This is a genomic window from Chryseobacterium sp. CS2K3, assembly GCF_059515185.1.
The window spans coordinates 427050-453123 of the sequence record NZ_JCAKRW010000001.1 but is presented as its reverse complement, the minus strand read 5'-3'; the positions used below and the strand labels follow the sequence as shown (position 1 = coordinate 453123).

Here is a 26074-nt window from a genome sequence, read left to right as displayed (position 1 = left end):
TAATCATTCTTAGAAAATTCGAAAATGTTAAAAAAGATAATAGACCGTCCGGTACTGGCGACGGTAATATCCCTCATTATTGTCATTTTGGGGATCATAGGACTAAACCAGCTGGCAGTGACCAGGTTTCCGGACATTTCTCCGCCTACCATTACAGTTTCAGGTTCATATCCGGGAGGGAACAGTGAAACAGTGATCCGCTCTGTAGTGACTCCTTTGGAAGAGCAGATAAATGGAGTAGAAGACATGAGCTACATGAAATCTACGGCTAGTAATGACGGTACATTTACCATCTCTGTAATATTCAAGCAAGGAGTAAATGCCGATCAGGCAGCAGTAAACGTTCAGAACAGAGTACAGCAGGCAACCCCGATATTACCTCAGGAAGTGGTAAGAATGGGACTGACGACCTCTAAGCAACAGAACAGTATGGTATTGATTTTCAATATTTATACTGAAGATAATAAGCAGTATGATGAAACCTTTCTTCAGAACTACGCGAACATCAATCTTATTCCACAGATTAAAAGGGTAAAAGGGGTAGGGCAGGCACAGATCTTCGGGGTAAAAGATTATTCCATGAGAATCTGGCTTAACCCGCAGAAAATGTCTTCTTACGGTCTTGAACCTTCGGATGTGTCCAATGCAATTGCCGATCACAGTTTAGAATCGGCTCCGGGTAAGCTGGGAGAAGAATCTGATGCTGCGCTGGAATATGTAATCAGATACAAAGGGAAAAAGAATAAGCCGGAACAATACGAAAATATTGTGGTAAAAAATGACGGAACCAATGTCATCAGGCTTAAAGATGTGGCAAGAGTAGAATTCGGATCCATCAATAACAGCGGAGATAACCTTTCCAATGGTAAAAATGCCGTTACTGTTGCCATTATGCAGACAACCGGTTCCAATGCAAATGAAATTGAAATAGGAGTAAATAAAGCGATTGATCAGCTTTCAAAATCATTCCCTCCAGGTATTAAATATACTAAGGTAATGAGTACCAAAGAAAGATTGGATGAAGCAACAGGGCAGGTGAAATCTACTTTGATAGAAGCATTTATCCTTGTATTCATTGTAGTTTTTATCTTCTTACAGGATTTCAGATCTACCATTATCCCGGCGATTGCCGTTCCCGTTGCTATTATTGGTACATTCTTCTTCCTTTTGGTATTAGGATTTACGATCAATGTACTGACGTTATTTGCTCTTGTGCTTGCAATCGGTATTGTAGTGGATGATGCTATTGTAGTGGTAGAAGCAGTTCACAGTAATATGGAAGGAACAGATCTTTCCGGAAGAGATGCTACTCACAAAGCAATGAATGAAATCACAGGAGCTGTTATTTCCATTACTTTGGTGATGTCTGCAGTATTCATCCCGATTGGGTTTATGTCTGGTTCCGCAGGATTATTCTATAAACAGTTTGCCTATACATTAGCAATAGCTATTATTATCTCAGCCGTAAATGCGCTTACCTTAACACCGGCTTTATGTGCTGTATTTTTGAAAAATCACCACGCAGAAGAAGGTGGAAAATCAAAAGGATTCGGACAGAGATTTGCCGTTGCCTTCAATGCAGGTTTCAATAATATGACAGACCGATATGCAAAAGGAGTAAGATTTTTGATTGGAAAAAAATGGATCGCAGCAGGTTTGGTAGCAGGTATCATTGGGCTTTCAGCATGGTTGATGACAAGTACTACAAAAAGTTTTGTACCAATGGAAGATGACGGGTTTTTTATCTATTCATTAAGTATGCCACCAGGAACAGGGCTGACGAAAACAACAGAAGTTTCAAATAAAATCAATGCTATCTTAAAAACAGTAGATGCCGTTCAGGAAAATACCTCTATTACAGGATTTAACCTGTTAAGTAACAGTGCAGGACCTGCTTATGCAATGGGATTTGTGAAATTAAAACCTAAAAAAGAAAGAGGCGCCGTCCAGAATATTGATGAAATCATGAATATCGTCAATGAAAAACTGGCTGTGATCAAAGAAGGAAGTGTAATGAGCTTCAGAATGCCTCCGGTAGAAGGATATGGAGTAACCAATGATGCAGAAATCGTGCTTCAGGATCGTATGGGCAGAGATCCGCAAGTCCTTAAAGCGAAGGCAGATAATGTGATCGGGCAATTGATGCAGGTGCCGGAAGTGGCTTATGCATATACCATGTTCAGAGCAGATTATCCGCAGCTGGAGCTTGAAGTGAATGAAGATAAAGCAAAGCAATTAGGCGTAAGTATTTCTAATTTATTAGGATCAATACAGACATACTTCTCAGGAGATCAGTCTCAGAATTTCTCGAGATTCGGAAAGTTCTACAGAGTGAATATCAAGGCAGACGGTGTTTTCAGAATGGATGAACAGGCATTCAATGACATTTTTGTGAAGAATAATAAAGGCGAAATGGTTCCCGCCAATACCTTAATCACTTTGAAAAAAGTATATGGTCCGGAATCTGTCCAACGATATAATCTTTATAATTCACTGAATATTAATGTAGTTCCAAAACCGGGAATCAGTAACGGAGCTTTGATGGATAAAATTGAACCGACACTGAATAAACTGCCTTCTGATTACAGTTATGAATGGACCGGATTAAGTCTGGAAGAAAAATCAGCAGGAAACCAGACCGCAGTGATTCTCGGATTATGTTTACTATTCGTTTATCTGTTGCTGGCTGCTCAATATGAAAGTTATATTCTTCCATTAGCAGTAATGCTTTCTATCCCGACAGGTATTGTAGGAGCCTTCCTTGGAATCAAAGCGATTGGGCTGGATAATAATATCTATGTGCAGGTAGGATTGATCATGCTTATTGGTCTGTTGGCGAAGAATGCCATTCTTATTGTGGAATTTGCGGTTCAGCGTAGAAAATCAGGACTATCTATTCTGGATTCTGCGCTGGAAGGAGCAAAGGCAAGGCTGCGTCCGATCATCATGACATCATTAGCATTTATCGTTGGGATGATTCCATTGATGATTTCTACAGGAGGAATGGCTTCAGGAAACAAATCCATCAGTGTAAGTGCAGCAATAGGAATGTTGAGCGGAGTAGTGCTGGGAGTATTTGTAATCCCTGTGCTATATATGTTCTTCCAATATCTGGATGAGAAATTTTCATCCAAAAAGAAGTATCCCGTAATACAAAATCAATTGACAAATGAGAATATTTAATATAAAGAATTTCCTTATTTCAGGCGCAATGGCATCAGTACTGGTGTCCTGCGCCGTGGGAAAACCCTATGCAAGAACAGATCTTCAGGTGCCGGAAACCTATAAAGAATCTGTACAGGTAACAGGAGATACAGTGGTTCTTCCATGGAAGACCTTCTTCAAAGATCCTAAGCTGGTAGAGTTGATAGATAAAGCTTTAAAAAGAAATAATGAAGTAAATATTGCCCTAAAAAATATAGAACAGCTGGATCTGATCTATAAGCAGGCTAAGCTGTCTCTTCTCCCAACTCTGGATTTCAGTGCAGGAGCCAACAGAAGCTGGGCTTCTACCAATACGCTGAACGGATCACTTAATGAACAGTTTGCAGGAACAACTCATATGGATGATTTCAGTGCAAGTGTTAGGCTTTCGTGGGAAGTGGATATATGGGGGAAAGCGAAGATGCAGAAAGAATCTGCCGCCGCAGAATACTTTGCCCAAAAAGAAAATCTGAATGCTATAAAAAGCAGAATCGTAGTTCAGGTAGCACAATCTTACTACAATCTGATCAGTCTGGACGAGCAGATGAAAATAGCCGAACAGAATATTGAGCTAAGCAATAATACCCTTAAAATGATGGAACTTCAGTTTAAGGCAGGGCAGATCAATTCACTTGCCGTACAACAATCTGAAGCTCAAAAGAAAACGGCGGAATTACTGATTCCCTTGGCTAAACAGAATATTTCGATTCAGGAAAATGCTTTGAGCATCCTTTGTGGAGAATATCCTGCTAAAATTGAAAGACAGGGAAATCTGAAAACGATGATCCCTGAAAACAGACTTTCAGAAGGATTACCCGCACAGCTGCTGAGCAGAAGACCAGATCTGAAAATGGCGGAATTTAACGTGATCAGTCTGAATTCAAAAACAGGATTGGCGAAGGCAGCAATGTATCCGAGTATCAGCTTAAGCCCACAGATTGGAGTCAATTCCAATAAATTCAGTTCATGGTTTGATATTCCCGGATCTATTACCAAAGCTGTGGCTGCTAATTTAGCGGCGCCTATTTTTCAGAAGAAACAGTTGAAAACCGCCTATGAAACGGCGTTAATTGAACAGGAAAAGGCGGCTATCAACTTTAAACAGTCTGTAATGACGGCTGTAGGAGAAGTTTCCGATGCTATGGCAAAATCTCAAGGTTCGTCAGAAAGACTACAGCTTCTTGAGCAGAAAACAGCAATTTTGGATAAAGGAATCAATGATGCCCTGAAATTATACAAAAGCGGAATGGCAAATTATCTGGAAGTTATTACCGCTCAGAATAATAAGCTTCAGAATGACCTGGAAGCCATCAATGTTACACTTGAAAAGTTAAATGCTGAGGTTGATCTGTACAGAGCACTTGGAGGTGGTGTAGAGTAAAATTTAAAAGATTAATACAACAAGGAAGTTACAGATGTAGCTTCCTTTTTTAATGTGAAATTGTAAATGAATATTGATTTTTATTAAAAATGTATTTGGTTTAATTGAATTTTTCATCCATAAAATCAGTTGGTTATGAAAAATATTGTCTTTTTTTTAAAATAAGATGCAAGATTTTTGAAAAAGGAGATTTATATCATTGAGTACTCGAAATAATTAATGTTTAATGAAAAAATAATGCAATGAAAAAATTTACAGTAACTCAACTTTTGACAGCCATTTTAATTGTAGTGACAGGTTTCTCTTTGTTCTCATGTAATAGTGATGCTCCGGATATTCCGCCAGTAAAACTTGAAGACGTTAACGGAAACTATAAAGGAAGACTCATTACCATACAGGGAAATGTCAAAACAGAAAAAATTAAAGACTTTAAAGTAAAAAAAGATACAATAGTCTTTGCAGAATTTCCGATACAGGAAATTGTAAAGACAGTAGTAAAAGATCCGGTAAAGACTGAAGAAGCAGTAAAAACGATAGGAAAAGTAAAGTATAACATTAAATATACCTCATCTGTAAACACAGCCAGTAATGTTGTAGAGTTAAATCTTGTTCCCAAAAACCTGGAAATAAGAATTCCGGTAGATGGAACCATTAAAAAGACAGAAGTGGTATTGGCTGCTAAACAGAAAGGGTTTTATGTAGGAATGGATAAATCAATGAGGTTTGCATTGGTAGCAGAAAAAATTATTGTAGATGGTACGGTACTCAGCTCCTATGAAGCGATTAATTATAATTTTCCGTTCTGTGTAAAGAATTAATGAATAGATATTATGATAATGGATTGCATTTATAAGATGCAATCTATTTTTGCCTTCGAATTTTTAGAACAGTCTCGGATACGGTAGCAGTACATGGAAGAAAGTAAAGAACAGATTTTGGTAAGACGCCTTCTACAGAAGGAGGAATCCGCCTGGAAAGAGCTTTTTGGAGCTTATTCAGGTAATCTGACCTATGTATGCACCCGATATGTGGCTGAACGAGAAGATGTACATGATGTTGTTCAGAACAGTTTTATTAAGATGTTTCGCTCTATAGAGTCATTTGAATACCGGGGAATAGGATCTTTGAAAGCCTGGATGACAAGAATTGCAGTGAATGAGGCATTAAAGCATATAAAACAGAAAGGTGATTTCCGATCAACCGTTGAGGTAGAGGAGCTTCCGGATGTGCCTGAAGAAGAGGAGCCGGATTTTGAGGAAATTCCTAAAACGGATATTATGGACATGATCAGATCACTTCCTGATGGTTACAGAACAGTATTTAACCTGTTTGTATTTGAAGGAAGAAGCCATAAGGAAATCGCTGAATTATTGGGAATTGCAGAGAACTCTTCTGCATCACAGTTCCATCGGGCAAAGGGACTGCTTATTCAGAAAGTAAAAGAGTTTAAAATGTCAAAAAAAGCACAGTATGAGTAATGAATGGCTAAATAACCTGCGAAACAGAATGGACGACCATGAAGAGGAAGTTCCGGAAGGGTTATGGGATGACATCAGGGACGAACTGTTCTCAGAGAAAGAAGAAAATACAGTCATTGCCGGAAGTATGCCTATAGTAGATAATGATGAGGAAAAAAATACGATAACAGGAGCTTCAAAAGCAGGAAACAGATCTTTATATTATCGCATTGGAGGGATGGCAGCAGCAGCAGTTTTAGGATTTATGGTAATCAAAATGCTGCCTAAAGATCAAGATGAAATTATTTCAAAGAATCCATCTCACTTAAAAGAACTTAATGATAAAGATAAATTAAAAAGATTTGAAAATCATAATGATATAGCTGTTGAGAAACATCAGAATACAGATGTTATCGTAGCGCAGAATCATTTAAATACAATACAGACAGAGAAAAATACAAAGAAAATAAAGTTTGAAAATGTAGGGAAGAAAGAAACCGGAAGCATGGAAACGGCTCAGGAAATAAGAACAACTCCGGAAATCGCAGGACCTATTGCTAAAGCAGATAAACCTTCATCGGAAATACCCTTGACTGGTGAAAATCCAGTTCATAAAAATAATGATGGAGAAGCAGAAAAAGATCTTTTTGAAAAGAATAACCTCGGGAAAACTTACGCTGACAATACAAAGGCTAAAGCCTTAAAGACTGAAGAGAAAAAGAAATGGATGCTGGGTATGCTTACCGGTAATACCTCATCTAATGGTGCGGAACAGCAGTTTCCAGGCTATGCATCCATAAACGGAACACCAATGAATGTGGAAGAAGTATGGAGTGCCTCTGAGTTTGTAGATGATCCTTTAACGCAAATATTATTGGCAAATCAAAGCCAGCCTGTAGAAGCAAGAATTACACACAAGCTGCCTGTTACATTTGGGTTATCCGTTTATTATAATCTTGGCAAAAAATGGGGAATAGGAACAGGATTGAGCTATACAAAACTGGTGTCCGAACTGCACTCCGGAAGCAGTGAGAATTATATTAAAGGAGATCAGACCATCCATTATGTAGGAATTCCGGTTCAGGTCAATTATAATGTCATTCAGAAAGGAAAATTTACAGGGTATGTGACAGGAGGAGCTTTGGTAGAAAAACCGGTATCGGGGAGCGTGAGAACAACATATGTAGTAAATGATGAAGTAAAAGAAACATCCAAAGAAACTCTGGATAGAAAACCCCTGCAGTTCTCAGTGAATACAGCAGTAGGGCTTCAGCTGAAAGTGATTGACAGGCTGGGAATCTATGCAGAACCGGGCGTGGGATATCATTTCAAAAGTGAAAACTCTCCCAATACCATTTATAAAGAGAAGCCTTTACAATTCAATGTGAAGTTCGGAATCAGATTGCTGATTGATTAAATACGGAAATCAACCTTAAATGTCTACATATGAAAACAAAACTGATTTTTTTAACATTTTTACTGTTCGGGCTTCTGAACATACAAGCACAGTGTAATCCTACCATTACCAGCCCAAGACTCGGGCTCAGAACCCCAAATACCATCTTATTCTGTAGTGATGAGAATGAAATACTTTCTACCCAGCCATTTGAAAGTTACCAATGGTATAAGCAGCAATGGACGTGGCAGACTCCTAATAATAGCCCTTGGATACCTATTGCCGGAGCTACTTCACAACAATTGACGATTAATGGATATGACGACCAGCTTTACTATTATAAAGTGGAAGTTACCCAGGGAGATTGCACTGCAGAAAGCCCGGCTGTTTTTGCTGACGGATATATGTACGGACTTCCGGCAATGATGTCTACCTACACACCTGGAACATATCAGGAAGTGGATATGGGAGTGGTAAATGTATGTAAAGGAGCCTCTGTAAAATTTGATAATGTCTTTCCTGCGGTCTACGAAAATCATATCTGGTTTAAGTGTGTTCCTACCACCAATGCTCCATTTTCAGGAGATCCCTGCGTGGTTTCAGGAGTGACAGGAGATACTTTAATTGCTACAGAATCCGGTAAATATGGATTCTATGCATGTACGGAATACTGTCCGGGGCAATGCGAGCTTTTAGATCCTTTTTCATTCGTGCAGCTGAATTTTGGAGAGTGGGATTTCTGTGGCGAATTGGGAACCGGAGAAACAAAGCGTAAAGACAACAATCTTAAAGTTTATCCGAATCCTACAGCACAATTACTTTATATCGGTAAAGAAACCGACAAAGCATATACTAAAGTGACGATCATGGATATGTCCGGGAAACTTGTTATGCAGAAAAATGATCATAAATACAATCAGCCTATTGATGTAAGCAGCCTTACACCAGGTAATTATATTATTGTTTCTGTAGCAGCTAATGGTACAGAATACAAGAACAGATTCATAAAAAAATAAGGATTTTAATTAATCTTTTCGTTAGTTTTTAATAATGGTTAGGTCGGCACAAAGCAATTTGTGCCGGCTTTTTTAATTGTATTAACCAAATTATGATAAATGAAAAACCATCAAAGCTAATACGAAGATGCTATATTTGTAACTGATAATTTTTTTAAACTCAATTATGCTCAGTTCCGCCAACATTATTTCAGATGAATTTGTCTTTTTACTTGCACTTTTGTGTTTTTTCGTTCCTGCGGTGCTGTACACGATTTCTGTTTTAATCTCTCATATTATTAAAAAGCAGATGAAAAGCTTTTTATATTACTTCTTATCTTTTATTCTTTCAGGAGTTGTAGGAATGGCTGTTATTGCATTCTTTGGTTATACTCTTTTGGTAGGAGAAGTTTAAAATCATCATCTTTTTATAATCAAAAAACCAGACCCCAATAATGATGAGTCTGGCAAAAAAATAAAGATGTTAGTTGGCTATTATTTATAAAGTCTTCCTTTGAGTCTGCTTAAAGACTCTTGTGAAATTCCGAGATAATTGGCGACCATTCTGTTCGATAATCTTTGAACCACTGCCGGATTCTGTTCAAGGAGCTGCTTATATCTTTCTGTTGCATCCATGGTAAGAAAACTCATCAGATGACGGGTATTGTTCACATAAGCGTTTTCCAGATAATAAATATAAAATTTCTCCCAACCTGGAACCCTGCCCAGAAGGCTCTGGAAATCCTTGAAATAAATATAAAGTAGCTCCGAACTTTCCAATGCCTGAATATATTCTTCAGAACCTTCACCGGTGATCAACCCCACAAGATTGCTGGCAAAATTGTTTTCAAAAGCAATATATCGGGTTGCCTCACTTCCGTCAGCCTGAAGAAAATAGATTCTAAGGCAGCCTTTTACCACAAAATATATTTTAGAAGAATTTTCCTTCTCATTCAGTAGAATTTCCTCCTTTTTGATCTGAAAATACCTGAAATATGATAAAACGATTTCCATCCCTTCATCATCAATGGAAGTAATTTGAGAAATTTTCTCAGCCAATAATGAATACATACTTAAAATATTAATGAAAATTGGAAATCTTAATTTGGCTATTCGTAGCTCCCCATTCCTTTTTAAAGTAATTAGAAAACAGAGTGTTAACCTCTTGTTCGCAATAAAGCAGAATAATGAAATTTTCATTTTCCCTGACAAAATCTTTTTTAAAGAGATGGAGTACCCGCTCAGGGCTGAAAGGATAAATAATGTGATAGTTGAGCGGATAACTTCCATCAGTATCCGGGAAAAATTCCCCCGTTTGCCTGCTATATATAAAACTATTGACTGTACTTGTAAAAGGAAGACTTCTGTTAAACTGATGGAAAAAAGCCTGTGCGCCAGCATTACCGATGAGGTAATATTGATCAGCGTTCAACCCTTGTATAATAATCTCTTCAGGATCAAGATATTGAATAGCCTTTCCCGAAGAAAGTTTTTCAAGCCATGTCTCATTTTCTTTCTGTGTATGAATGATAACCTCTACCATATTGCGTACTATATCATAGTTCCACAGCGTAGATCTGATGATAACAGAATCTGCTTCCTCTTCATCTCCGGACAATAATGGTATGATATACCCTGGGTTTCTGTCCATATTCAGTTCTATATAAAAAGGTACCTTTAATTTTATATGCCATGAAGTAGGAGTGATTTTTTTCGAAGAAATGATTTCACCGCTGTTGATATTATCTAATTTTGAATTCATTTTGTGACTGTTTTGGAGTGAGATAATTGTATTAAGACGAAACGTTAATGGGCATCTGCCGGGATTTCTGTTTTTTTCTTCTTAAAACCTTGCAGCAATACAAACGGGATACAGCATAACATCGCAATTCCAAGAAGTTGATAAGCATCCGTGAATCCCATCAGCATAGCTTGTTTGTTAATTACCTTATCTATAGCATGTAAAGCCATTTCAGAAGCATCGGAATGAGAAAAACCCTTCACCATGAAACCGGAAATATAATCCTGCGTTCTTTCCCAGTAAGCAGATCCATATTCATTAATGTTTTCCAACAGATAATTTCTATGCTGCCCCTTGCCAATATGAACCGTTGTTGCTAATCCTGCAATTCCAAAAGAACCTCCCAGCTGGCGCATCATATTGTATAATCCGGCTCCCTGCCCAATTTCAGGACCTTTAAGATCTTTAATAGCAAGTGTAATCAACGGAACAAACAGCAATCCGATCCCAATTCCTCTAAAATAAAGTGGGAAGTAGAAATCTGTATTTCCGGAAGATAGAGTAGCTTTACTCATAATCATCGGGAAAATAAAGAAGCAAAGGAAACCTGCAATAACAAAAAGCTGCGGTGGAACTCCTTTCTTCAGTAATTTACCAACCGTAGGCATCAGTGCAATAGTAAAAATCTGTCCGGGTAAGAGTAAAAAACCAGTTTGTTGTGCCGAAAACCCTAATAGACTCTGACAAAACTGCGGAAATATAAAAACCGATCCATACAACCCGATTCCAAACAGGAATGATGTGACCATACCCGCAGAAAAACTTCTGTACCGGAATAGTTTAAGGTTCACAACAGGGTATTCCGTAGTGGTTTCCCGCCAGATAAACAATAAGATACCAATTACCGAGGATACACTAAGAACTGTAATGTAATTAGTTGCGAACCAGTCTTTTTCTTCTCCTTTTTCAAGAACAGTCTGCAAACTTCCCACAGCAATCGTTAAGAGCAGAATTCCCCACCAGTCAACAGGTTTACCCGTACTTTCCTTAGGAGTAGCCCTCACATACTGATACGTAAGGATAGCTGCTAAAATTCCTAAAGGAAGATTGATATAGAATACCCACGGCCATGAAAAATGATCTGTAAGGTAACCGCCCAAAGCAGGCGCAACCGTAGGTCCTACTACAGCTCCAAAACCAAAAATAGCAGTCGCAGTTCCTCTTTCTTCAGGAGCCCAAGTTTCAAGTAAAATTGCTTGCGCTGTAGAAATTAAGCCTCCACCAGCTAATCCCTGTAAAATTCTGAATACTACAAGTTCTGTCAATGTATGAGAATTCCCACAAAGCATAGACGCAATGGTAAATACAATAATGGAAAATAAAAAGTAATTTTTCCTTCCAAACCGACTTCCCAACCATCCTGACATGGGTAAAATAATAACATTGGCAACCGCATAACCGGTAGAAACCCAGGCAACATCTTCCAAGATAGCGCCCATATTTCCCTGAATATGAGGGATTGCAACGTTCACAATGGTGGTATCCAAAAATTCAAGCATACATGACAATACCATCGTAAACGTGATCACCCATTTTCTAAATCCTTTCTCAGCCATCATGTTGAGTTATTTAGTTAATACGCTTACCTCCACATTCATTCCCGGACGAATCTTTTTAAGCAATTCTGGAGTCGCTTTGATTTTAATTTTCACAGGAATACGCTGTACAACCTTGACGAAATTTCCGGTAGCATTGTCCGGTGGCAATAAAGACATTTTTGCCCCTGTAGTTCCGGCAAAATTGTGTACAACCCCTTGAATCGGCTCATTAGGATAAGCATCAACAATCACTTCTGCTTTTTGCCCCGCACGGATGTTCTGCATCTGAGTTTCCTTAAAATTAGCCGTCACATACAGGTTATTTTCATCCACAACTGCAAATAATGTTTGCCCAGCCTGAAGTAATTGTCCCATCTGAACACGACGCTTCGTAACAATTCCTGAAACCGGTGCTTTTATCGTGGTGTAAGACAGAAGCAGCTTAGCATAATCTACATCTACCTGTTGTTGTCCTGTTGCCGTATTCGTCACATTCAGTTCGGAACGGCTGTTACCGATTTGGGCAATAGCCGTTTTATATTGTTCCTCTGCGGATTGTAATGCTGCCTGAGCAATTTGACGATCTGCTTTAGCCTTATCAAAAGTTTGCTGTGGAATAGAGCCATTCTTAATCAATGCTGCATAGCGCTCATAATCCTGATCAGCTTGCCATAATTTTGCTTTTGCTTCATCTATTTTTGCTTTAAAGCCTAACGATGCTGTATGAGTAGTAGAAACCTGTGTTTCGGAAACCCCGATTTTAGAACCTGCCGTTTTCTGTGCTGCCATTGCCTGTGCCAGTTTTATACGGTACTCGTTGTCTTCTAATTTGACAAGAACCTGTCCTTTCGTTACCCTTTGGTTATCTTCAAATCCGATAGAATCGATATAACCGCCTACACGGGTTACCACAGCACTAAGATCTCCGTCTATCTGCGCATCATCTGTATCTTCATGGTTTTGATGATAATAATATTGTTTGATTCCGAAAATACTTCCTGCGACAATGACAACCAGCAGGATGACGGGAACGATGTATTTTTTCTGTTTTTGTGGGGTAGCTTCCATAGTATTGTTAGTGTTCATAATTGATATTATTGAGTAATCGTTGAAATTTTTCCTGAAACTTTCAGGAGGTTATACCATGCAACAGAAGCATCTGCGCGGGCAATTTCTAGGTCCGTAAGTGCTTGATAAAGTTTAGTATCTGCATCAATGCGGTCTGTGACTGTGGTGACATTATTTTTGTAGCGGTCTGCCTGCATACGGTCATTTTCCGTTGCTTCTTCTATGGAAGAGTGGAGGAGATTTACTTTATTCAAAGCCCTTACATACAGTTGATAAGCCTGGTTTACTTCAGTACGGATTCTGTCTGCCCAGATATTCTTTTCTATTGATGTTTGCTTTTTATTGATTTGAATTTCAGAGAGTTTGTTTTTATTCATCCACAAGGTGGAAAAATCCCATGAAACCGTTGCGCCCAAAGAAAACGGAGCGATAAAAGTTCCGTTGGAAGGAATAAATGTAGAGCCGGCATGATTGTATCCCATCCCGGCACCTACGGATAATTTAGGTAACTCATCGGATTTCAGATATTTAAAAGAGAAATCATGAATCTGTGACTGCAATGCATTCTGTTCCAATTCCTTTCTTTTGGAAAACGCCATTTCAAGATATTGTTCCAGTGAAAAAGGCGTTTCTTCTTTTAAAAGGACCGAATCTGTCTGGAGGTCAAGGTTGTCCGGAAGTCCCAGAAGGACTGTCATGTTATAGCATACGATTTTGCGATTGGCTTCAAGGTCTGAAGCGGTGATCTCTATTCCCGATCTTTGAAGTTTAAAACGCAGGACATCATTTTTAGTAACGATACCATGGCGGTAAAACTGCTCGGATTGTTGGATAAGGTGATCAACTGCAGTCAGGTTTTGCTGTACAATTTTTTGGCTTTGAGAGATTTTGTACAGATCAAAATACATCTGAACGGCGGTATAGATCACCTCATCCTCGGTAAGAGTTACATTCGTTTTCGCAATTTCAGAAAGGAGTAGGGTAGACTGTCTTGCATACTTCAGCTTAAAACCATTGAAAACAGTTTCATTAAGTGAAGCATTTCCTACATAGGATTCGGCTCTTTTAGGAAGTATCCAATCAAGAGATCCCAGTTTGATATGGTTCGCAATATTTTCAGTGTGAGAAAATGTTCCGCTGACGCTTCCCGTAGGAAGAGACTGATCTTTGACTTGGTTATATTTATTGATGGCAAGTTCTACAGCAGAACGTTTCATTTTCAGGGTGTTGCTGTTGGAAAGAGCCATTTCCACGGTTTGATGTAAGGTAAGCAAACGGGTTTGAGCATATACTCCGGAAATCCCGATACCTGTACCGATACATAGCAGGAGTGATCTCCAGAGAAGTTGTAATGGATGAATAAATGTTTTCATTGTTGTAAGGCATAGCTCCGCCAGGCAGGCGATTGGCTTGCTTTATTTGGGGTTAGTTATTGTGAGTGAGATTTAGTGTGTTTCGTGGTTATAAGGGATAACCAATACGGGAATGGTAGAGTGACGAATGATATATTCCGCAATGCTGCCACTTATTAAATGATCAATTCCAGTTCTTCCATGAGTGCCTGCAATCAACAGATCTGCGTTGCTGTGAGTCATGAATTGAATAATCTGTTCCTGAGGATCTCCGTTCAGTATTGTTGTTGAATGTTCTACAAGATGATACTTTTCGGTAACCTGTCTGATGTTGCTCATTTGTCTTTCCATGGTGTCATCATTTTCTATGGAAGTATTGGCTAATGAGGCATTGATAATGGCGGTATTGTTCCTTACGAGCAGTAATTCTACGGTAGCGTTGAAAAAAACGGCAAGTTCAAAGCCCCGGGAAGCTATTCTTGGAGAAAAATCGCTTTCATCCAGGGCAATGACAATAGATTGAATGTTCATATTTTATATTTAAATGATGTTGCAAAATTCCGTTACCTGAAGAAGAAAAACTTTGACTTGGGTTAAAAAACGACCTTCACAAGATTATTTTTTATGAAGCCCAGCCTGATCTTCAGATTCACCAGCTTTCCAGTAAGAAACGGCATGTAGAGATCTTGCATCAAGAGATTCATCTGCTTTGAAATATTCCCGAAGTTCTCTCACTGTAGTATATTCTGCAGCTACATACACGTACTTTTTCTGTGCTTTTTCCGGGAATTCAAATCTTTTAGCTATTTCTGCAATCCGGCTTCCTTTTTCCGGAGTAGGATTATGAACCCATTCAATATCCACGTTGGCAGCTGAGCAGGAGAGGATTTCGTCTTCCTTTCCGAAGGTTTCCATGATCACTTTAGCTTCCACACCTATGGGAAGTTGTTCTACAATAGCACTGATAACGGGAAGCGCTGTAGCATCACCCACCAAAAGATAAGAATCTGCTTCAGGAACCAAAGGTCTTGTGCTTTCCTTCATGCCTATACCCAGAAAATCTCCTTCCTGTGCTTTTAATGCCCAGGCTGAGGCAGGACCATTGTCTCCGTGAGCTACAAAGTCAATGCTCAGCTCCCTGTTTTCAAGGTCAATTTTACGGTTGGTATACGTTCTTACGATGCCTAAAGAATCAGGTTCTCCGTTAGGAATAAAAATTTTGTTATTTGAACCAGATTTTACATGAGTGAGCATTTCTGCCTGACTATCATTTATATCGAAAATAACCCTGATGAAATGCGGCGTAATATATTCCTTATGTTTCACATGAAACACTGAGCGTATTTTTTTTGTTTCGGTTGAGTTCATACTATTCAATTTTTATTAGAAAAGCTCAAATTTTACTTTGTTATTTGTTGTATGATGAAGTCTGTATTGAATGATATCCTCTATAGACAGAATCATAAGATCATTTTTGAGAGCAAATACCACAATCTGCGGAAATCTGGACATTGTTCCGTCGTCGTTCATAAGCTCGGAGAGGACGGACATGGGTTTTAACCCTGCAAGACGCATCAGATCTATACTTCCTTCGGTATGCCCGTTTCTGCCCAATACACCGTTTTCATGGGCTCTTAAAGGGAAAATATGTCCCGGACGAACCAGATCTTCGGGTTTAGCATTTACATTACAGGCTGCTTTGATCGCTGCAATTCTGTCTATGGCAGACAACCCTGTAGTAGTACCTTCTCTTGCGTCTATGGAAACCGTAAAAGGAGTCTGATAAGGACTCGAATTATCTGTTACCATATACGGGAGTTCCAGTTCATCAGCTTTTTCATGGGTAAGACAAAGACAAACAACTCCGCTGCAATACCGTATCATCTGGATCATATCGTCTACATTCATGTTTTCTACGGAGAAAATAAGGTCACCTTCATTTTCACGGTCTTCATTGTCTATCAATAAAACACCTTTTCCGGATTGTAGTTCCTGAATTGCGTTTTCTACTCGTTCTTTGGAATTTTCACCAAATATTTTCAACATATTTTCCATAAGTAAATATTTAAATTATGTGTTAAATGATTAAGTGTGTTTGTTTTAATAATGTAAAGGAAGATTTATAAGATATCGTTCCTTACGGAGGATTAATTTGATGCTGCAAAGTTGGACATGTCGAAAATGAAAAACTTTGACTTAGGTTAAAAAAGTAAAAAAAGATCTACTTTTTATATTCCAGGGTTTCCATTTCATGATGTACTGTGGTTGCCCAAAAGTCTAATTCCCATTCTTTTTTGCGGATTACTTCAAGTGAATATTCACCTTTGTAATAATTTTTAATAAGTTCTTTTCTTTGAAACTCTATCAGCTGAAGCTCAATGTTGAAATAGGTTTTTCTCCATTCTATACGGTCGGTAGATTGAGATATTTCATTTTTGGAAAGCTCAGTTTCCTCTTTTTTCAGTTTTTCAATCATTCCGGTTACAATTTCATCCGTCATTGTTTTACTTCCATTCATGCTTTTTAGGTATAAAAGGGATTGATCAATCAGAAGAATGTTCAGCTCTTTTTCGTTTTTTTCCTCTTCTTCAGCAGGTTTAATCAGTTTAATCAGATTAGGTAAAGTCAAACCCTGAATCAATAAGGTGAAAATGATTACTACAAATGTTATAAAGAGGATAGTGCTTCTCTGTCCTATTAATGTGCCGGTATTATCATGTAAAGGCATTGCCAGGGCAGCAGCCAGAGATACAACGCCCCGCATTCCCGACCAGGATAAAATGATATATTCTTTCTTTGCCTGCGAGAAAAACCCTGCATTCTTTTTTACCTGATTCACAGAGAATAAAGGGAAAGTACAGATGACAAACAGACGGATAATGATTAAAATTCCGAAAATAAGCAAACCATAAAGAATGAGAACCGGAAGATCTGAATGTGGAATATCTGCAATGATCTGAGGCAGCTGCATTCCCAGAATAAGAAACACCAATCCGTTCAAAACGAATACAATAACGTCCCAAAAATGGCTCATCTGTATTCTGCTGCCGGAACTGAAAAGGGAAAATGAATTCCATGAAAGAAACATTCCCAATACCACAACAGCTAAGACCCCAGAACATTCCAGATGTTCTGCCATACTATACGTAGCAAAAGGTAACAGAATGATCACAAAAGTTTCTGCGTTTCCGTTTCCGTTAAGAAATCTGTGCAGTTTAAGGAAAATGTATCCGATGGCAAGTCCAACGATTATTCCGCCTAAGCTGATGGTTACAAATTGAAATCCTGCTTCACGAAAAGAGAAAGTACCACTTACAATGGCGATTAATGCACATTTATAAGCAATAAGGGCAGAAGCATCATTCAGCAGACTTTCTCCCTCAAGAATGGTAACCAGTTTTTTAGGAAGTGGCAGTCCTTTGGTGATACTTGTGGCTGCTACAGCATCTGGCGGAGAAATAATAGCGCCTAAAATGAATGCCAAAGACCATGAAAACCCAGGAATAATAGTATGAGCAATCAATGCGATGATAGTAGTCGTAAGAAAAACAAGTCCTACGGCAAGAAGAGATATTTTAGAGAATTCTTTTTTAAACTCAGGAATTGAAGTATTCCATGCTGCATCGAACAAAATAGGAGGTAAGACAACGTAAAAAATCATTTCCGGACTCATATCTATGGAAGGGACAAGCCTTGTAAGACTTAAAATAAGACCTGTCAACAGAAGTAAAAGAGGAAGTGCCAGTTTCAGCTTTTCTTTTACCGAAATAATGACGATCAGAATAATAGAAATCCATATAATTTTTTCAAGCTCTGCCATGTTTTTTATTATGGCGCAAAATTATAGAGCAAGGAAAAGCAAAACTTTGACTTAGATCAAAAACGACAGTGATGAAACTGAATGCTAAAATATAAAGCCCTCCAATACGCTGGAGGGCTAAAATAACTGTCATTTTCTATTATTTCTGCTTTAAAACAGATGTAATAAATTCTCCGGAATTATGAAATGATGTGTTGATGATTTTACTTTGCTTAAGCTGGTAAAAATTATCAGTAATAATTCGGACTGCACTATTGGCTTTATTTCTTTTTTCAAAGATGATGCTGTATAATGAATCTAAATTTTCCTTTTGCAGCTTCTGTTCTAAAATATCATAGAAAAATACATCTCCAAAAACAACCTGCTTTGCACTAAAGTCTATTTTTTCCTGACGAGACTTATTTCTGGCAATCTTTTTTTGAAGAGCTTTTATAATCTTTTTTTGATCAGAAGGAGTAATGCTTGCATCATCCATTGTCTTTTTCAACATCATCATTGCCTTAGACGTGTCTTTGCCATAGCGGTTATAAGAATCATAAAAATCCTTTATATCTGCTAATTGAGAATCAATGTTGTTGATATTCTGTGGTTTCGTAAGCTTTTCAACAGCTGGTTGATTATGCTCTTGCTGTGCGTTATAACTTACTACAATCAACAGAAATACTATTGATATGACTTTTTTATACATCATACGATATTAATAAATACTACAGTGAGTCCACCAGTCTCCGGTATCAGAAGTGTATTTTGTTACAACACTGTTATTTTGAACACCTGTGATTGCATTAAGACCTCTGATATTAAGAGAGCCGAATGCAACAGTTTCAAAACCTCCGCTAGCTAATGAATTTGCCATTGTTACCATGCCGGTAGAAACATCTATTCCTGTGATTACTGCTGCGTGAAGCCCACCGTCCGGCATTATTAAGGTTGCCAAAACCGGATGTCCTTGTCCTACATGTGTATTTATATCCGCTGAAGACGAGATATTAGTACTGGTAAAGAAAGAATTAATAGCAGTAAGATACTGTGAGGGAGTTGTTCCGGGACCTATTTCAAAAGTATTGAAGGCATCAGCTGGTGTCTTTGCTCCGAAGAATTCAGCAAAATCATCTTTATTCAGACCTGAAACGCCTAAATATTTACCTACCCAATCCAAAGCTCTTATCGCACAGCTTCCTGAATATGAGGCTTGCTGGCACATTGCAGGGAGAGTTCCGGGAAGATTATTGGGTGGAGGCGGGGTATTATTATCATCAATACCACCCCCGTCTGGTGGAAAAGGATCATCACCATCGTTCCATCCCGGTGGATCATCATCATTCCATCCTGGAGGATTACTGCCATCATCGAATCCGCCATCGCCATCGTCATTGCCACCATGATCCGGAGCAGGGATAATGACTTCAGGGATTTCGGTTTCACTCTGCCCTCCGGCAAGTCCGCCTTTGAATGAATACAATTCATTCTCGTTCAACAGCTCCAGTGTGCTGTTGAGTTCTACTACGTTTGAGTTTCTCATTTATTTAAAGTTTAAAAAAGGTTATTATCAGTAAGTAATCAGTTTTCCGGTATGATCGGTTTTAATGGGTACAATAATACTGTCAATACAATTTTCTTTTTGTCTGTGAGACCATGAAAAGACCTTAATGTATTTATCCCAGTTTTTATACATTTTATTCAAAATTGATTCGTGATTTTGAGGAAGAAGAATAGGAGCCTGATGAAACAGGTATTCTTTTCCGGGAAGATAATCGCTTGTATAGGCTTCATATCCATCAGAAGTAATGAATGAATTTTCTCTATGGAAAAGCAGCCAGATATCTACAAAAGGAAATGTATATTCATATCCGTTTTTATGCTCTCCGTTTTCATAAAAGAATTTATAATATTCGAATCCTGTTTTATGCCAGGTGCTTTTAGTATATTTTACGATATTTTCTTCTTGCACAGCTTTCAGAAGAGTTTGTATTTCATGCTCGTCCATACATAGATCTACATCATCATCCCAAGGCATAATTTCATCATGTCTGATGATTCCCAGTAACGTGCCGGCATGCGCAAAAAGGTTTAAATTATGTTCCTTTGATTTATTGGCTAAATAAGTCATGATACTAATAGCCTGTTCCTTATGATTGCTTTCCCAGACATTAATCTCCTGTATTTTTTCAAGGAAGAATAAGCTTCTGTTTTGATATACCGGGCAATTTTTTTCATTAAATTCAAACCAGTCTGTATCCATCAGAAGCGTTTTTAAGGTGTTGTTGAAGGATGCTTCAAGAATTTCCTCATCTATCGGTTGTCTGATGGCTTTTATAGATAACAGTTTCTCAATATTCCTGCCGTTCACAACATAAATATAGCTTCCCCAATAGTATCCAAGCCTACTTGGGAATATCTCGTTTCTTAAATCAGCATCAATATTGAGCTTATTGTAAGGGACTATGACATCCCAATCCTCAGTAGAAGCGGTTTCACTTACAATGGCTTCGTAGGTCCGATTTAACCTTACATTATTTTCGATGATAATACATGGAGCCTCAATATGGTGCTGTAGAATATATTCCCAAATAGAAAGATGGGCAGAATAGTTTTGAATATCTTCCGGACACATCTCGAAGCCATACTTTTCAGTATGATAATGGATATTGCTCTTTTGTAAAGGTATATCTGAACAGATTTCAAAGGTTTCGGCACCGTTATGAAGAAATACAGTGTCTTTACTAATTTGGAATATCATATTGTAAGATTTTAGTTTTTAATGCTTTAGCGGTGGTATAGTCAATGGGAAGAGTTATTTTGATGTTTTCTTCATTTCCATCAATAAGCTTTATGGTATACCCACAATATTCTGCAACAGTGGCATCATCAAAAAAATGGGATTGATAAGAAGTTTCATAAGCTTTTTTTATCACGTCGGATCTGAATACCTGAGGAGTCTGAATAATTTTAAATTCATCCCGGTTCATCCCGATATTACCTTTCTTATCTATTCTTCTGATTGTGGGAATCATTGATATACAGGGTACAACAGCATCATGTTCTCTTACTTCGGTAAAAGCTGTATCAATCACTTTTTTATTTACAAAAGGTCTTACTGCATCATGAATTCCAATGTAACAATGGCGGTCTTCAATAGTGTTTAAAGCATTCTTTACGGAGTGAAAACGTTCTTTACCCCCCATTACAATTCTGATTGAATGACGGTAATGGAATTGTTCACAAAAGTCTTCCCATATCTGTAAATCATCTTTATTCAGCACAAGGATAATTTCAAAATTATGATATACATTATCGATAAACTGATCAATGGTGTGCATAAGGATGGGCTTGCCATTCAATGGGAGAAACTGCTTTGCCATTTCGGCTCCTAATCGGTTTCCTTTTCCGGCTGCGAGGATAATAATATAATTCTTCATGTATTTCAATCGTTTCCTGTTTTTATGGTCGGGTCAAAACTATGACATGTAGAAATTCTTTTTATTAATGGACTGTGAACATATCTTTAAATCTCTGGTAAAGGGTTTTCTGGTGTTTTTTAGTGTCCTTATTTTGCAAAAAAAACTAATGATAAGACGATTTCCGCAGGAAAGGCAGTATGATAAAATGGATTGCGGTCCCACATGTCTGAAAATAGTAGCCAAACACTATGGACGATTTTATTCACTCCAGTTTTTAAGAGAATTATGCAGCGTAACGAAAGAAGGCGTTTCGATTGCAGATCTGATTTACACTGCAGACAAAATAGGATTGAAGACCCATGCCGTTAAAGCAACAGTAGACGGTTTAAAGACCCAGGTGAATCTTCCGGTTATTCTTCATTGGGGAGAAAGCCACTTTGTAGTGCTTTATAAAATTAAAGCTAATAAAATCTATATCTCTGATCCTGCAAGAGGAAAATTGGTTTATACGCTGAAGGATTTTCAAAAAAAATGGATTAAAGAAAATAATAAAGGCATTGCGCTTTTATTACAGCCTTCCACTCATTTTAAGACGGTCAACATAGAGGAAAGTATTGAACAAAAAAACGGATTGTTTGATTTTCTAAAGTACTTTTCAAATTATAAGAGAATATTATTCCTATTACTGCTCGTAATGGGGATTATAACAGTATTAAATTTATTCTTACCATTTATTTCCAGATCGGTAATTGATATTGGGGTAAGCAAAAGAGATCTTAAGTTCATAGAAATGATTCTTTTAGCAAATCTGGCACTTATTGTCTGTTCATTTTTTGCAACTGTAGTCAGAGACTGGATCATTCTTCAGGTTTCAAACAGAGTGAGCGTGAATATTATCTCAGATTATCTGGCAAAATTACTGAGATTACCATTCAGTTTTTTTGAAAATAAGCATCCGGGAGATATTTTACAGCGGGCACATGATCATGAGCGTATCCGAAGTTTTATTATGGGGAATTCTCTTAATATAATCTTCTCTCTCCTGTCATTTTCCGCATTTATATTTGTTCTGCTGATCTATAATGTTCCTGTTTTCCTGATTTTTATGGGAGGTACCATAACTTATCTTGTATGGATATTTCTGTTTTTTAAGGCAAGAAAGCAGGTGGATATGAACTATTTTGCTTTAATGGGTAAGGATCAGGGATTTTGGATTGAAACAATTAATAATATTCAGGAAATTAAGATCAATAACCACGAAACTGCAAGAAAATTAAAATGGGATGAGATACAAGCCAAAATTTTTAAGCAGAACCTTCAGATGCAGTCTATTACCAACAGACAAAACTCTGGGGCACAGGTGATTGATAACCTTAAGAACGTGAGTATTACATTCTATTGTGCCATGCTCGTTATTGATTCAAAGATGACATTGGGTGAACTTATTTCAATACAGATGATTCTAGGCTTGCTTAATGGTCCGATTCAGCAGCTTGTGCAGTTTTTTCTGAGTTTTCAGATGGCGAAACTAAGTTTTAACAGAATTCGGGAGATAAAATCACTAAATGAAGAAGATCAGAATGAAAACAATAATAATGCTTTACTATTTTCTTCAGGAGCACTTCGTTTCTCTAATGTTTATTTTCAGTATTCGCCAAGACAGCCTTATGTTCTTCAAAATTTAAACTTTACCATCCCGGATGGAAAAATAACAGCCATTGTGGGGGATAGCGGAAGTGGAAAGTCTACCATTCTGAAATTATTGTTAAGACTTTATGAACCGTCTTCAGGCGATGTGAAAATAGGAGATATGAATTATAAGCATATTAATATTTCTCATTGGCGGAATCAGTGTGGAAGTGTATTTCAGGATGGAAAAATCTTTAATGATACTGTTCTCAATAATATTGTCATGAATGCCGAAGATGTAGATTATGAGCTGCTCAAACAAGTGGTAAGTGCAGCGAATATGACAGAGGAAATTGAAAATATGCCTCTGGGATATAAAACAAAAATAGGAGAAAATGGCAGGGGAATAAGCGGAGGGCAGAAGCAGAGGATACTTATTGCCAGAGCGTTATACAGAAACCCCAAATACGTCTTTCTGGATGAAGCAACCAATGCGCTGGATTCTATCAATGAGAAAAAAATAGTCAATTCTCTTTCCAAACTTTTTATCAATAAAACAGTGGTGGTAGTGGCACATCGTCTCAGTACCATTGTAAATGCAGATCAGATTATCGTAATGAAGGATGGAAGAATCATTGAAAAAGGAAATCATCAAACTTTAATGGAACAAAAAGGATACTATTACCTATTGTTTGAAAGTCAAATAAATGTTTTAAATGGAGCTGAAAAATTATACACAGAAGCTGAAGCAAACTAATTCGGAGGAGATCACATTTTTGGTTTCAAAGATTCCCAGCAGTATCAATATCAAAATATTTACACTCATTAGTGTCCTGTTAATTATGATTCTTATCGGATTATTCACTATACGATATCCCGATTCATATAAAGGATCTGTTACCATCATTGCAGACAATCCTTCTTTAAATCTTGTTGCCAGCTATCACGGACCTATTGTGATCCTGAAAAAAGACCATGAAATTGTAAAGAAAGGAGATGTGATTGCTTATATTGAAAACGAATCAACATTTGATGAGCTTATAGAGCTTGAGAAAAAAATTTTAGCGTTTAATTCTGAAATGGATTATTCCCATTATTATAATACACTTCCTAAAATTGTTCATCTTGGAGAAATAAACAGCAGCTATTTCACCTTTATGAATGCATTGCAGCAATATACATTCTTTGCAGAAAACAAATTGTATGATAAACAGCATCAATTGTTGAGTGATCTTGCTCAAAAACAGGAAAAACAACTTCAGTTACAACAGCAGAGAATTCACATATTGAATAAAAACGATAAACTTGCTTATAATAAGGTAAAAAGAGACTCCCTATTGAAGCAGTCTCTCGTAATCAGCCAGGAGCAATATGAAAATACAGAGCAGAATTATTTGAATTCAAGACAATATAAGAATGCAACACAACAGGATATATATAAACTGGATCAGGAAATATTAAGTACAAAAAGCAAGGGCAACGAAGCTTTGATTTTAAAAACGGAGAAGACAGAAAAGCTAGCATCTGATTTATATAACAGCTATAATGATCTTGTAAATAAAATTAGGACCTGGAGGAGAACTTACCTCATTACCGCACCTGTTCAGGGCAGAGTACAATATCTGAGTTTCTTGAAAAACAATCAGTTTATTAATCATCAGGAACCCATATTTGCAGTAGTTCCCATGTCAAATACAATGAACGGGCAAATGCTGGTGTCAGATTTCGGGATGGGAAAAATTAAGGAAAATCAGGATGTGCTGATAAAGCTTAATAATTTTCCACATGAAGAATATGGTTCTATAAGAGGAAAGGTTTTAAAAGTTTCATATGTAGGAAATCTCGTAAAAACAGCGAATGGAGAAGAAAAAAGATACCTGATCGATCTGGCTATTTCACCTTCTGATAATCATATTACATTAACAGATGGGGTGATGGGTGAAGGTGAAATTATGACCAATAATAAGAGACTTTATGAAAGAATTCTTGAGAGAATACTATTAAGTGTGTATCGCTAATGATAGTCATTTTCAGTTTTTTTGCGATATTTATCGAAAATATTAAGACTATGAAAATGATTTTTAATAAGGCTCTTATCTTTCTGATGGCATTTTGCAGTATGTTGCTGTGTGCTCAGGGAAATATAGACGGAGTTTATCAATCCAAGGGAGCATCCTTTGTGATCAATAAGAATAAAACCTTTTTGGTTATCGCTTATGGAACTCTGATCAAAGGAACCTGGACCGTTGAAAAAGACTTTCTTCATCTGAAACCCAAAAATCCTGATGCCAAGTTTTATGTTTATGCCCGAAAAAATCCAGATATTAAGAAAGGAATGCGAGTTAATTTCAACGGAGATGGTATTACGGGGAATATTCTGGCAGGAGAATTTCCGGGTAAAATGCAACCACTCTTTAATGATGATGCAAATTGTATGGATTATCCCAATGTTTATGTCTTTAAAGAAAAACTATCAGCAATAACGTTACTGGAAGAAAAGAATTATGAAAACGGAAGAGGGGTAGATATTCCAAAGCTGATGTATACTTTTCCAACAGGTGATTACAATGATTTTATTGTACAATACATGAAGGATAGCCTTTACTACAATGATTTTGTTTTTAAAATCACAAAAAAAGGATTATCAGAAATCTATGACGGTTCAGAAGTACCTCTTAAAAAATCTTCTCAAAAAGAGCTTTCTGATGAAAAGGAATTGAATTTTCTGAATCAATCTTTTGACATGGCATTTGATGCAGACTATAAACTGGTCAATAATGCATACAATATGAATGATGATATGGCAGAAAAAATAGATGTATCGGATTATAAATATGATAAACAGCGAAACGTCTATATAAATCCAGCTGTTCCTATAAAAGAACTGAACTACAAAAGCGATGATTTTCATTACAATGATGTCCTCATGAAGTTTGATAAAATTACAGGCACCTCGCAGCCAAAAGTTGCTGTTAAAAAGTTACCAAAGCCTTTGTTTGTAGCAAATTGTAATAATTAGATTCCTATCTATA

Annotated in this window: 22 protein-coding genes; 9 read left to right on the top strand and 13 right to left on the bottom strand. The window is 37.4% G+C overall.

All coding sequences use genetic code 11. The features are described 5' to 3' along the window. Positions 1–24 precede the first annotated feature (24 nt). The 6 genes from AC5YGG_RS02055 (at position 25) to AC5YGG_RS02030 (ending at position 8454) form a co-directional block, all read left to right on the top strand. Entirely contained in the window at positions 25–3183 is a 3159-nt protein-coding gene (locus AC5YGG_RS02055; RefSeq protein ID WP_496142749.1) for an efflux RND transporter permease subunit, read from the top strand. Then, positions 3170–4585 (top strand): efflux transporter outer membrane subunit, encoded by a 1416-nt coding sequence (locus tag AC5YGG_RS02050; protein WP_496142748.1) that lies wholly within the window; start codon positions 3170–3172, stop codon positions 4583–4585. The genes AC5YGG_RS02055 and AC5YGG_RS02050 overlap by 14 nt, the downstream gene beginning before the upstream one ends. Before the next feature lie 242 nt (positions 4586–4827). After that, positions 4828–5403 carry a DUF4840 domain-containing protein gene (locus AC5YGG_RS02045; protein WP_496142747.1) on the top strand — a complete coding sequence of 192 codons (576 nt, stop codon included), beginning with the start codon at positions 4828–4830 and terminating at the stop codon, positions 5401–5403. A 93-nt stretch (positions 5404–5496) separates the two neighbouring features. Beyond that, positions 5497–6063: an RNA polymerase sigma factor gene (locus tag AC5YGG_RS02040; protein ID WP_496142746.1), complete on the top strand. Its 567-nt coding sequence runs from the start codon at positions 5497–5499 to the stop codon at positions 6061–6063. Then, complete coding sequence (locus tag AC5YGG_RS02035) at positions 6056–7459, top strand: outer membrane beta-barrel protein (protein WP_496142745.1); 1404 nt, start codon at positions 6056–6058, stop codon at positions 7457–7459. Before AC5YGG_RS02040 ends, AC5YGG_RS02035 begins: the two co-directional genes overlap by 8 nt. Positions 7460–7488: 29 nt before the next feature. Beyond that, complete coding sequence (locus AC5YGG_RS02030; RefSeq protein WP_496142744.1) at positions 7489–8454, top strand: T9SS type A sorting domain-containing protein; 966 nt, start codon at positions 7489–7491, stop codon at positions 8452–8454. Between the two features lie 474 nt (positions 8455–8928). On the opposite strand, the gene AC5YGG_RS02025 is transcribed toward AC5YGG_RS02030, so the two are convergent. The 13 genes from AC5YGG_RS02025 to AC5YGG_RS01965 all read right to left on the bottom strand — a co-directional run bounded on the left by AC5YGG_RS02025 (position 8929) and on the right by AC5YGG_RS01965 (position 21431). After that, a complete protein-coding gene (locus AC5YGG_RS02025; RefSeq protein ID WP_065395630.1) occupies positions 8929–9504 on the bottom strand; it encodes a Crp/Fnr family transcriptional regulator in 576 nt (191 codons plus the stop codon). 10 nt (positions 9505–9514) lie between these two features. Continuing rightward, positions 9515–10195: a siderophore-interacting protein gene (locus tag AC5YGG_RS02020; protein WP_496142743.1), complete on the bottom strand. Its 681-nt coding sequence runs from the start codon at positions 10193–10195 to the stop codon at positions 9515–9517. 44 nt (positions 10196–10239) lie between these two features. Next, on the bottom strand, positions 10240–11793 hold the full coding sequence (locus AC5YGG_RS02015; RefSeq protein ID WP_496142742.1) for an MDR family MFS transporter: 1554 nt from the start codon (positions 11791–11793) through the stop codon (positions 10240–10242). A gap of 6 nt (positions 11794–11799) precedes the next feature. Continuing rightward, positions 11800–12858, bottom strand: a complete 1059-nt coding sequence (locus AC5YGG_RS02010) for an HlyD family secretion protein (RefSeq protein WP_496142741.1) — start codon at positions 12856–12858, stop codon at positions 11800–11802. 8 nt (positions 12859–12866) lie between these two features. Further along, entirely contained in the window at positions 12867–14213 is a 1347-nt protein-coding gene (locus AC5YGG_RS02005) for a TolC family protein (RefSeq protein ID WP_496142740.1), read from the bottom strand. Positions 14214–14285: 72 nt separating this feature from the next. Next, positions 14286–14723, bottom strand: a complete 438-nt coding sequence (locus tag AC5YGG_RS02000; RefSeq protein WP_496142739.1) for a universal stress protein — start codon at positions 14721–14723, stop codon at positions 14286–14288. A gap of 84 nt (positions 14724–14807) precedes the next feature. Further along, positions 14808–15560, bottom strand: coding sequence for a siderophore-interacting protein (locus tag AC5YGG_RS01995; protein WP_496142738.1), 753 nt, complete (start codon positions 15558–15560; stop codon positions 14808–14810). Between the two features lie 15 nt (positions 15561–15575). Then, entirely contained in the window at positions 15576–16247 is a 672-nt protein-coding gene (gene ribB, locus AC5YGG_RS01990; RefSeq protein WP_496142737.1) for a 3,4-dihydroxy-2-butanone-4-phosphate synthase, read from the bottom strand. A 166-nt stretch (positions 16248–16413) separates the two neighbouring features. Next, positions 16414–18012: a Na+/H+ antiporter gene (locus tag AC5YGG_RS01985; protein WP_496142736.1), complete on the bottom strand. Its 1599-nt coding sequence runs from the start codon at positions 18010–18012 to the stop codon at positions 16414–16416. A 139-nt stretch (positions 18013–18151) separates the two neighbouring features. Continuing rightward, positions 18152–18703 carry a hypothetical protein gene (locus AC5YGG_RS01980; RefSeq protein WP_496142735.1) on the bottom strand — a complete coding sequence of 184 codons (552 nt, stop codon included), beginning with the start codon at positions 18701–18703 and terminating at the stop codon, positions 18152–18154. Between the two features lie 6 nt (positions 18704–18709). Then, on the bottom strand, positions 18710–19534 hold the full coding sequence (locus tag AC5YGG_RS01975) for a hypothetical protein (protein WP_496142734.1): 825 nt from the start codon (positions 19532–19534) through the stop codon (positions 18710–18712). 27 nt (positions 19535–19561) lie between these two features. After that, a complete protein-coding gene (locus AC5YGG_RS01970) occupies positions 19562–20752 on the bottom strand; it encodes a LicD family protein (RefSeq protein ID WP_496142733.1) in 1191 nt (396 codons plus the stop codon). Next, entirely contained in the window at positions 20736–21431 is a 696-nt protein-coding gene (locus AC5YGG_RS01965) for a 2-C-methyl-D-erythritol 4-phosphate cytidylyltransferase (RefSeq protein ID WP_496142732.1), read from the bottom strand. Before AC5YGG_RS01965 ends, AC5YGG_RS01970 begins: the two co-directional genes overlap by 17 nt. 148 nt (positions 21432–21579) lie before the next feature. Here AC5YGG_RS01965 and AC5YGG_RS01960 point away from each other — a divergent pair, with 148 nt between their 5' ends. The 3 genes from AC5YGG_RS01960 to AC5YGG_RS01950 are packed head-to-tail and all read left to right on the top strand — an operon-like array spanning position 21580 to position 26061. Continuing rightward, positions 21580–23799: a peptidase domain-containing ABC transporter gene (locus AC5YGG_RS01960; RefSeq protein ID WP_496142731.1), complete on the top strand. Its 2220-nt coding sequence runs from the start codon at positions 21580–21582 to the stop codon at positions 23797–23799. Continuing rightward, positions 23759–25060 (top strand): HlyD family secretion protein, encoded by a 1302-nt coding sequence (locus AC5YGG_RS01955; RefSeq protein WP_496142730.1) that lies wholly within the window; start codon positions 23759–23761, stop codon positions 25058–25060. Before AC5YGG_RS01960 ends, AC5YGG_RS01955 begins: the two co-directional genes overlap by 41 nt. A gap of 50 nt (positions 25061–25110) precedes the next feature. Beyond that, a complete protein-coding gene (locus AC5YGG_RS01950; protein WP_496142729.1) occupies positions 25111–26061 on the top strand; it encodes a hypothetical protein in 951 nt (316 codons plus the stop codon). The last annotated feature ends 13 nt before the right edge of the window (positions 26062–26074 follow it).

What these genes read in the sequence shown, in the direction of transcription:
- AC5YGG_RS02005 (WP_496142740.1), bottom strand. Translation starts at nt 14,213, where the DNA reads ATGAAAACATTTATTCATCCATTACAACTTCTCTGGAGATCACTCCTG.
- AC5YGG_RS02035 (WP_496142745.1), top strand. Translation starts at nt 6,056, where the DNA reads ATGAGTAATGAATGGCTAAATAACCTGCGAAACAGAATGGACGACCAT.
- AC5YGG_RS01980 (WP_496142735.1), bottom strand. Translation starts at nt 18,703, where the DNA reads ATGATGTATAAAAAAGTCATATCAATAGTATTTCTGTTGATTGTAGTA.
- AC5YGG_RS02055 (WP_496142749.1), top strand. Translation starts at nt 25, where the DNA reads ATGTTAAAAAAGATAATAGACCGTCCGGTACTGGCGACGGTAATATCC.
- AC5YGG_RS02025 (WP_065395630.1), bottom strand. Translation starts at nt 9,504, where the DNA reads ATGTATTCATTATTGGCTGAGAAAATTTCTCAAATTACTTCCATTGAT.
- AC5YGG_RS02030 (WP_496142744.1), top strand. Translation starts at nt 7,489, where the DNA reads ATGAAAACAAAACTGATTTTTTTAACATTTTTACTGTTCGGGCTTCTG.
- AC5YGG_RS02000 (WP_496142739.1), bottom strand. Translation starts at nt 14,723, where the DNA reads ATGAACATTCAATCTATTGTCATTGCCCTGGATGAAAGCGATTTTTCT.
- AC5YGG_RS01960 (WP_496142731.1), top strand. Translation starts at nt 21,580, where the DNA reads ATGATAAGACGATTTCCGCAGGAAAGGCAGTATGATAAAATGGATTGC.
- ribB (WP_496142737.1), bottom strand. Translation starts at nt 16,247, where the DNA reads ATGGAAAATATGTTGAAAATATTTGGTGAAAATTCCAAAGAACGAGTA.
- AC5YGG_RS01975 (WP_496142734.1), bottom strand. Translation starts at nt 19,534, where the DNA reads ATGAGAAACTCAAACGTAGTAGAACTCAACAGCACACTGGAGCTGTTG.
- AC5YGG_RS02020 (WP_496142743.1), bottom strand. Translation starts at nt 10,195, where the DNA reads ATGAATTCAAAATTAGATAATATCAACAGCGGTGAAATCATTTCTTCG.
- AC5YGG_RS01970 (WP_496142733.1), bottom strand. Translation starts at nt 20,752, where the DNA reads ATGATATTCCAAATTAGTAAAGACACTGTATTTCTTCATAACGGTGCC.
- AC5YGG_RS02050 (WP_496142748.1), top strand. Translation starts at nt 3,170, where the DNA reads ATGAGAATATTTAATATAAAGAATTTCCTTATTTCAGGCGCAATGGCA.
- AC5YGG_RS01995 (WP_496142738.1), bottom strand. Translation starts at nt 15,560, where the DNA reads ATGAACTCAACCGAAACAAAAAAAATACGCTCAGTGTTTCATGTGAAA.
- AC5YGG_RS02045 (WP_496142747.1), top strand. Translation starts at nt 4,828, where the DNA reads ATGAAAAAATTTACAGTAACTCAACTTTTGACAGCCATTTTAATTGTA.
- AC5YGG_RS02010 (WP_496142741.1), bottom strand. Translation starts at nt 12,858, where the DNA reads ATGAACACTAACAATACTATGGAAGCTACCCCACAAAAACAGAAAAAA.
- AC5YGG_RS01985 (WP_496142736.1), bottom strand. Translation starts at nt 18,012, where the DNA reads ATGGCAGAGCTTGAAAAAATTATATGGATTTCTATTATTCTGATCGTC.
- AC5YGG_RS02015 (WP_496142742.1), bottom strand. Translation starts at nt 11,793, where the DNA reads ATGATGGCTGAGAAAGGATTTAGAAAATGGGTGATCACGTTTACGATG.
- AC5YGG_RS01965 (WP_496142732.1), bottom strand. Translation starts at nt 21,431, where the DNA reads ATGAAGAATTATATTATTATCCTCGCAGCCGGAAAAGGAAACCGATTA.
- AC5YGG_RS01950 (WP_496142729.1), top strand. Translation starts at nt 25,111, where the DNA reads ATGAAAATGATTTTTAATAAGGCTCTTATCTTTCTGATGGCATTTTGC.
- AC5YGG_RS02040 (WP_496142746.1), top strand. Translation starts at nt 5,497, where the DNA reads ATGGAAGAAAGTAAAGAACAGATTTTGGTAAGACGCCTTCTACAGAAG.
- AC5YGG_RS01955 (WP_496142730.1), top strand. Translation starts at nt 23,759, where the DNA reads ATGGAGCTGAAAAATTATACACAGAAGCTGAAGCAAACTAATTCGGAG.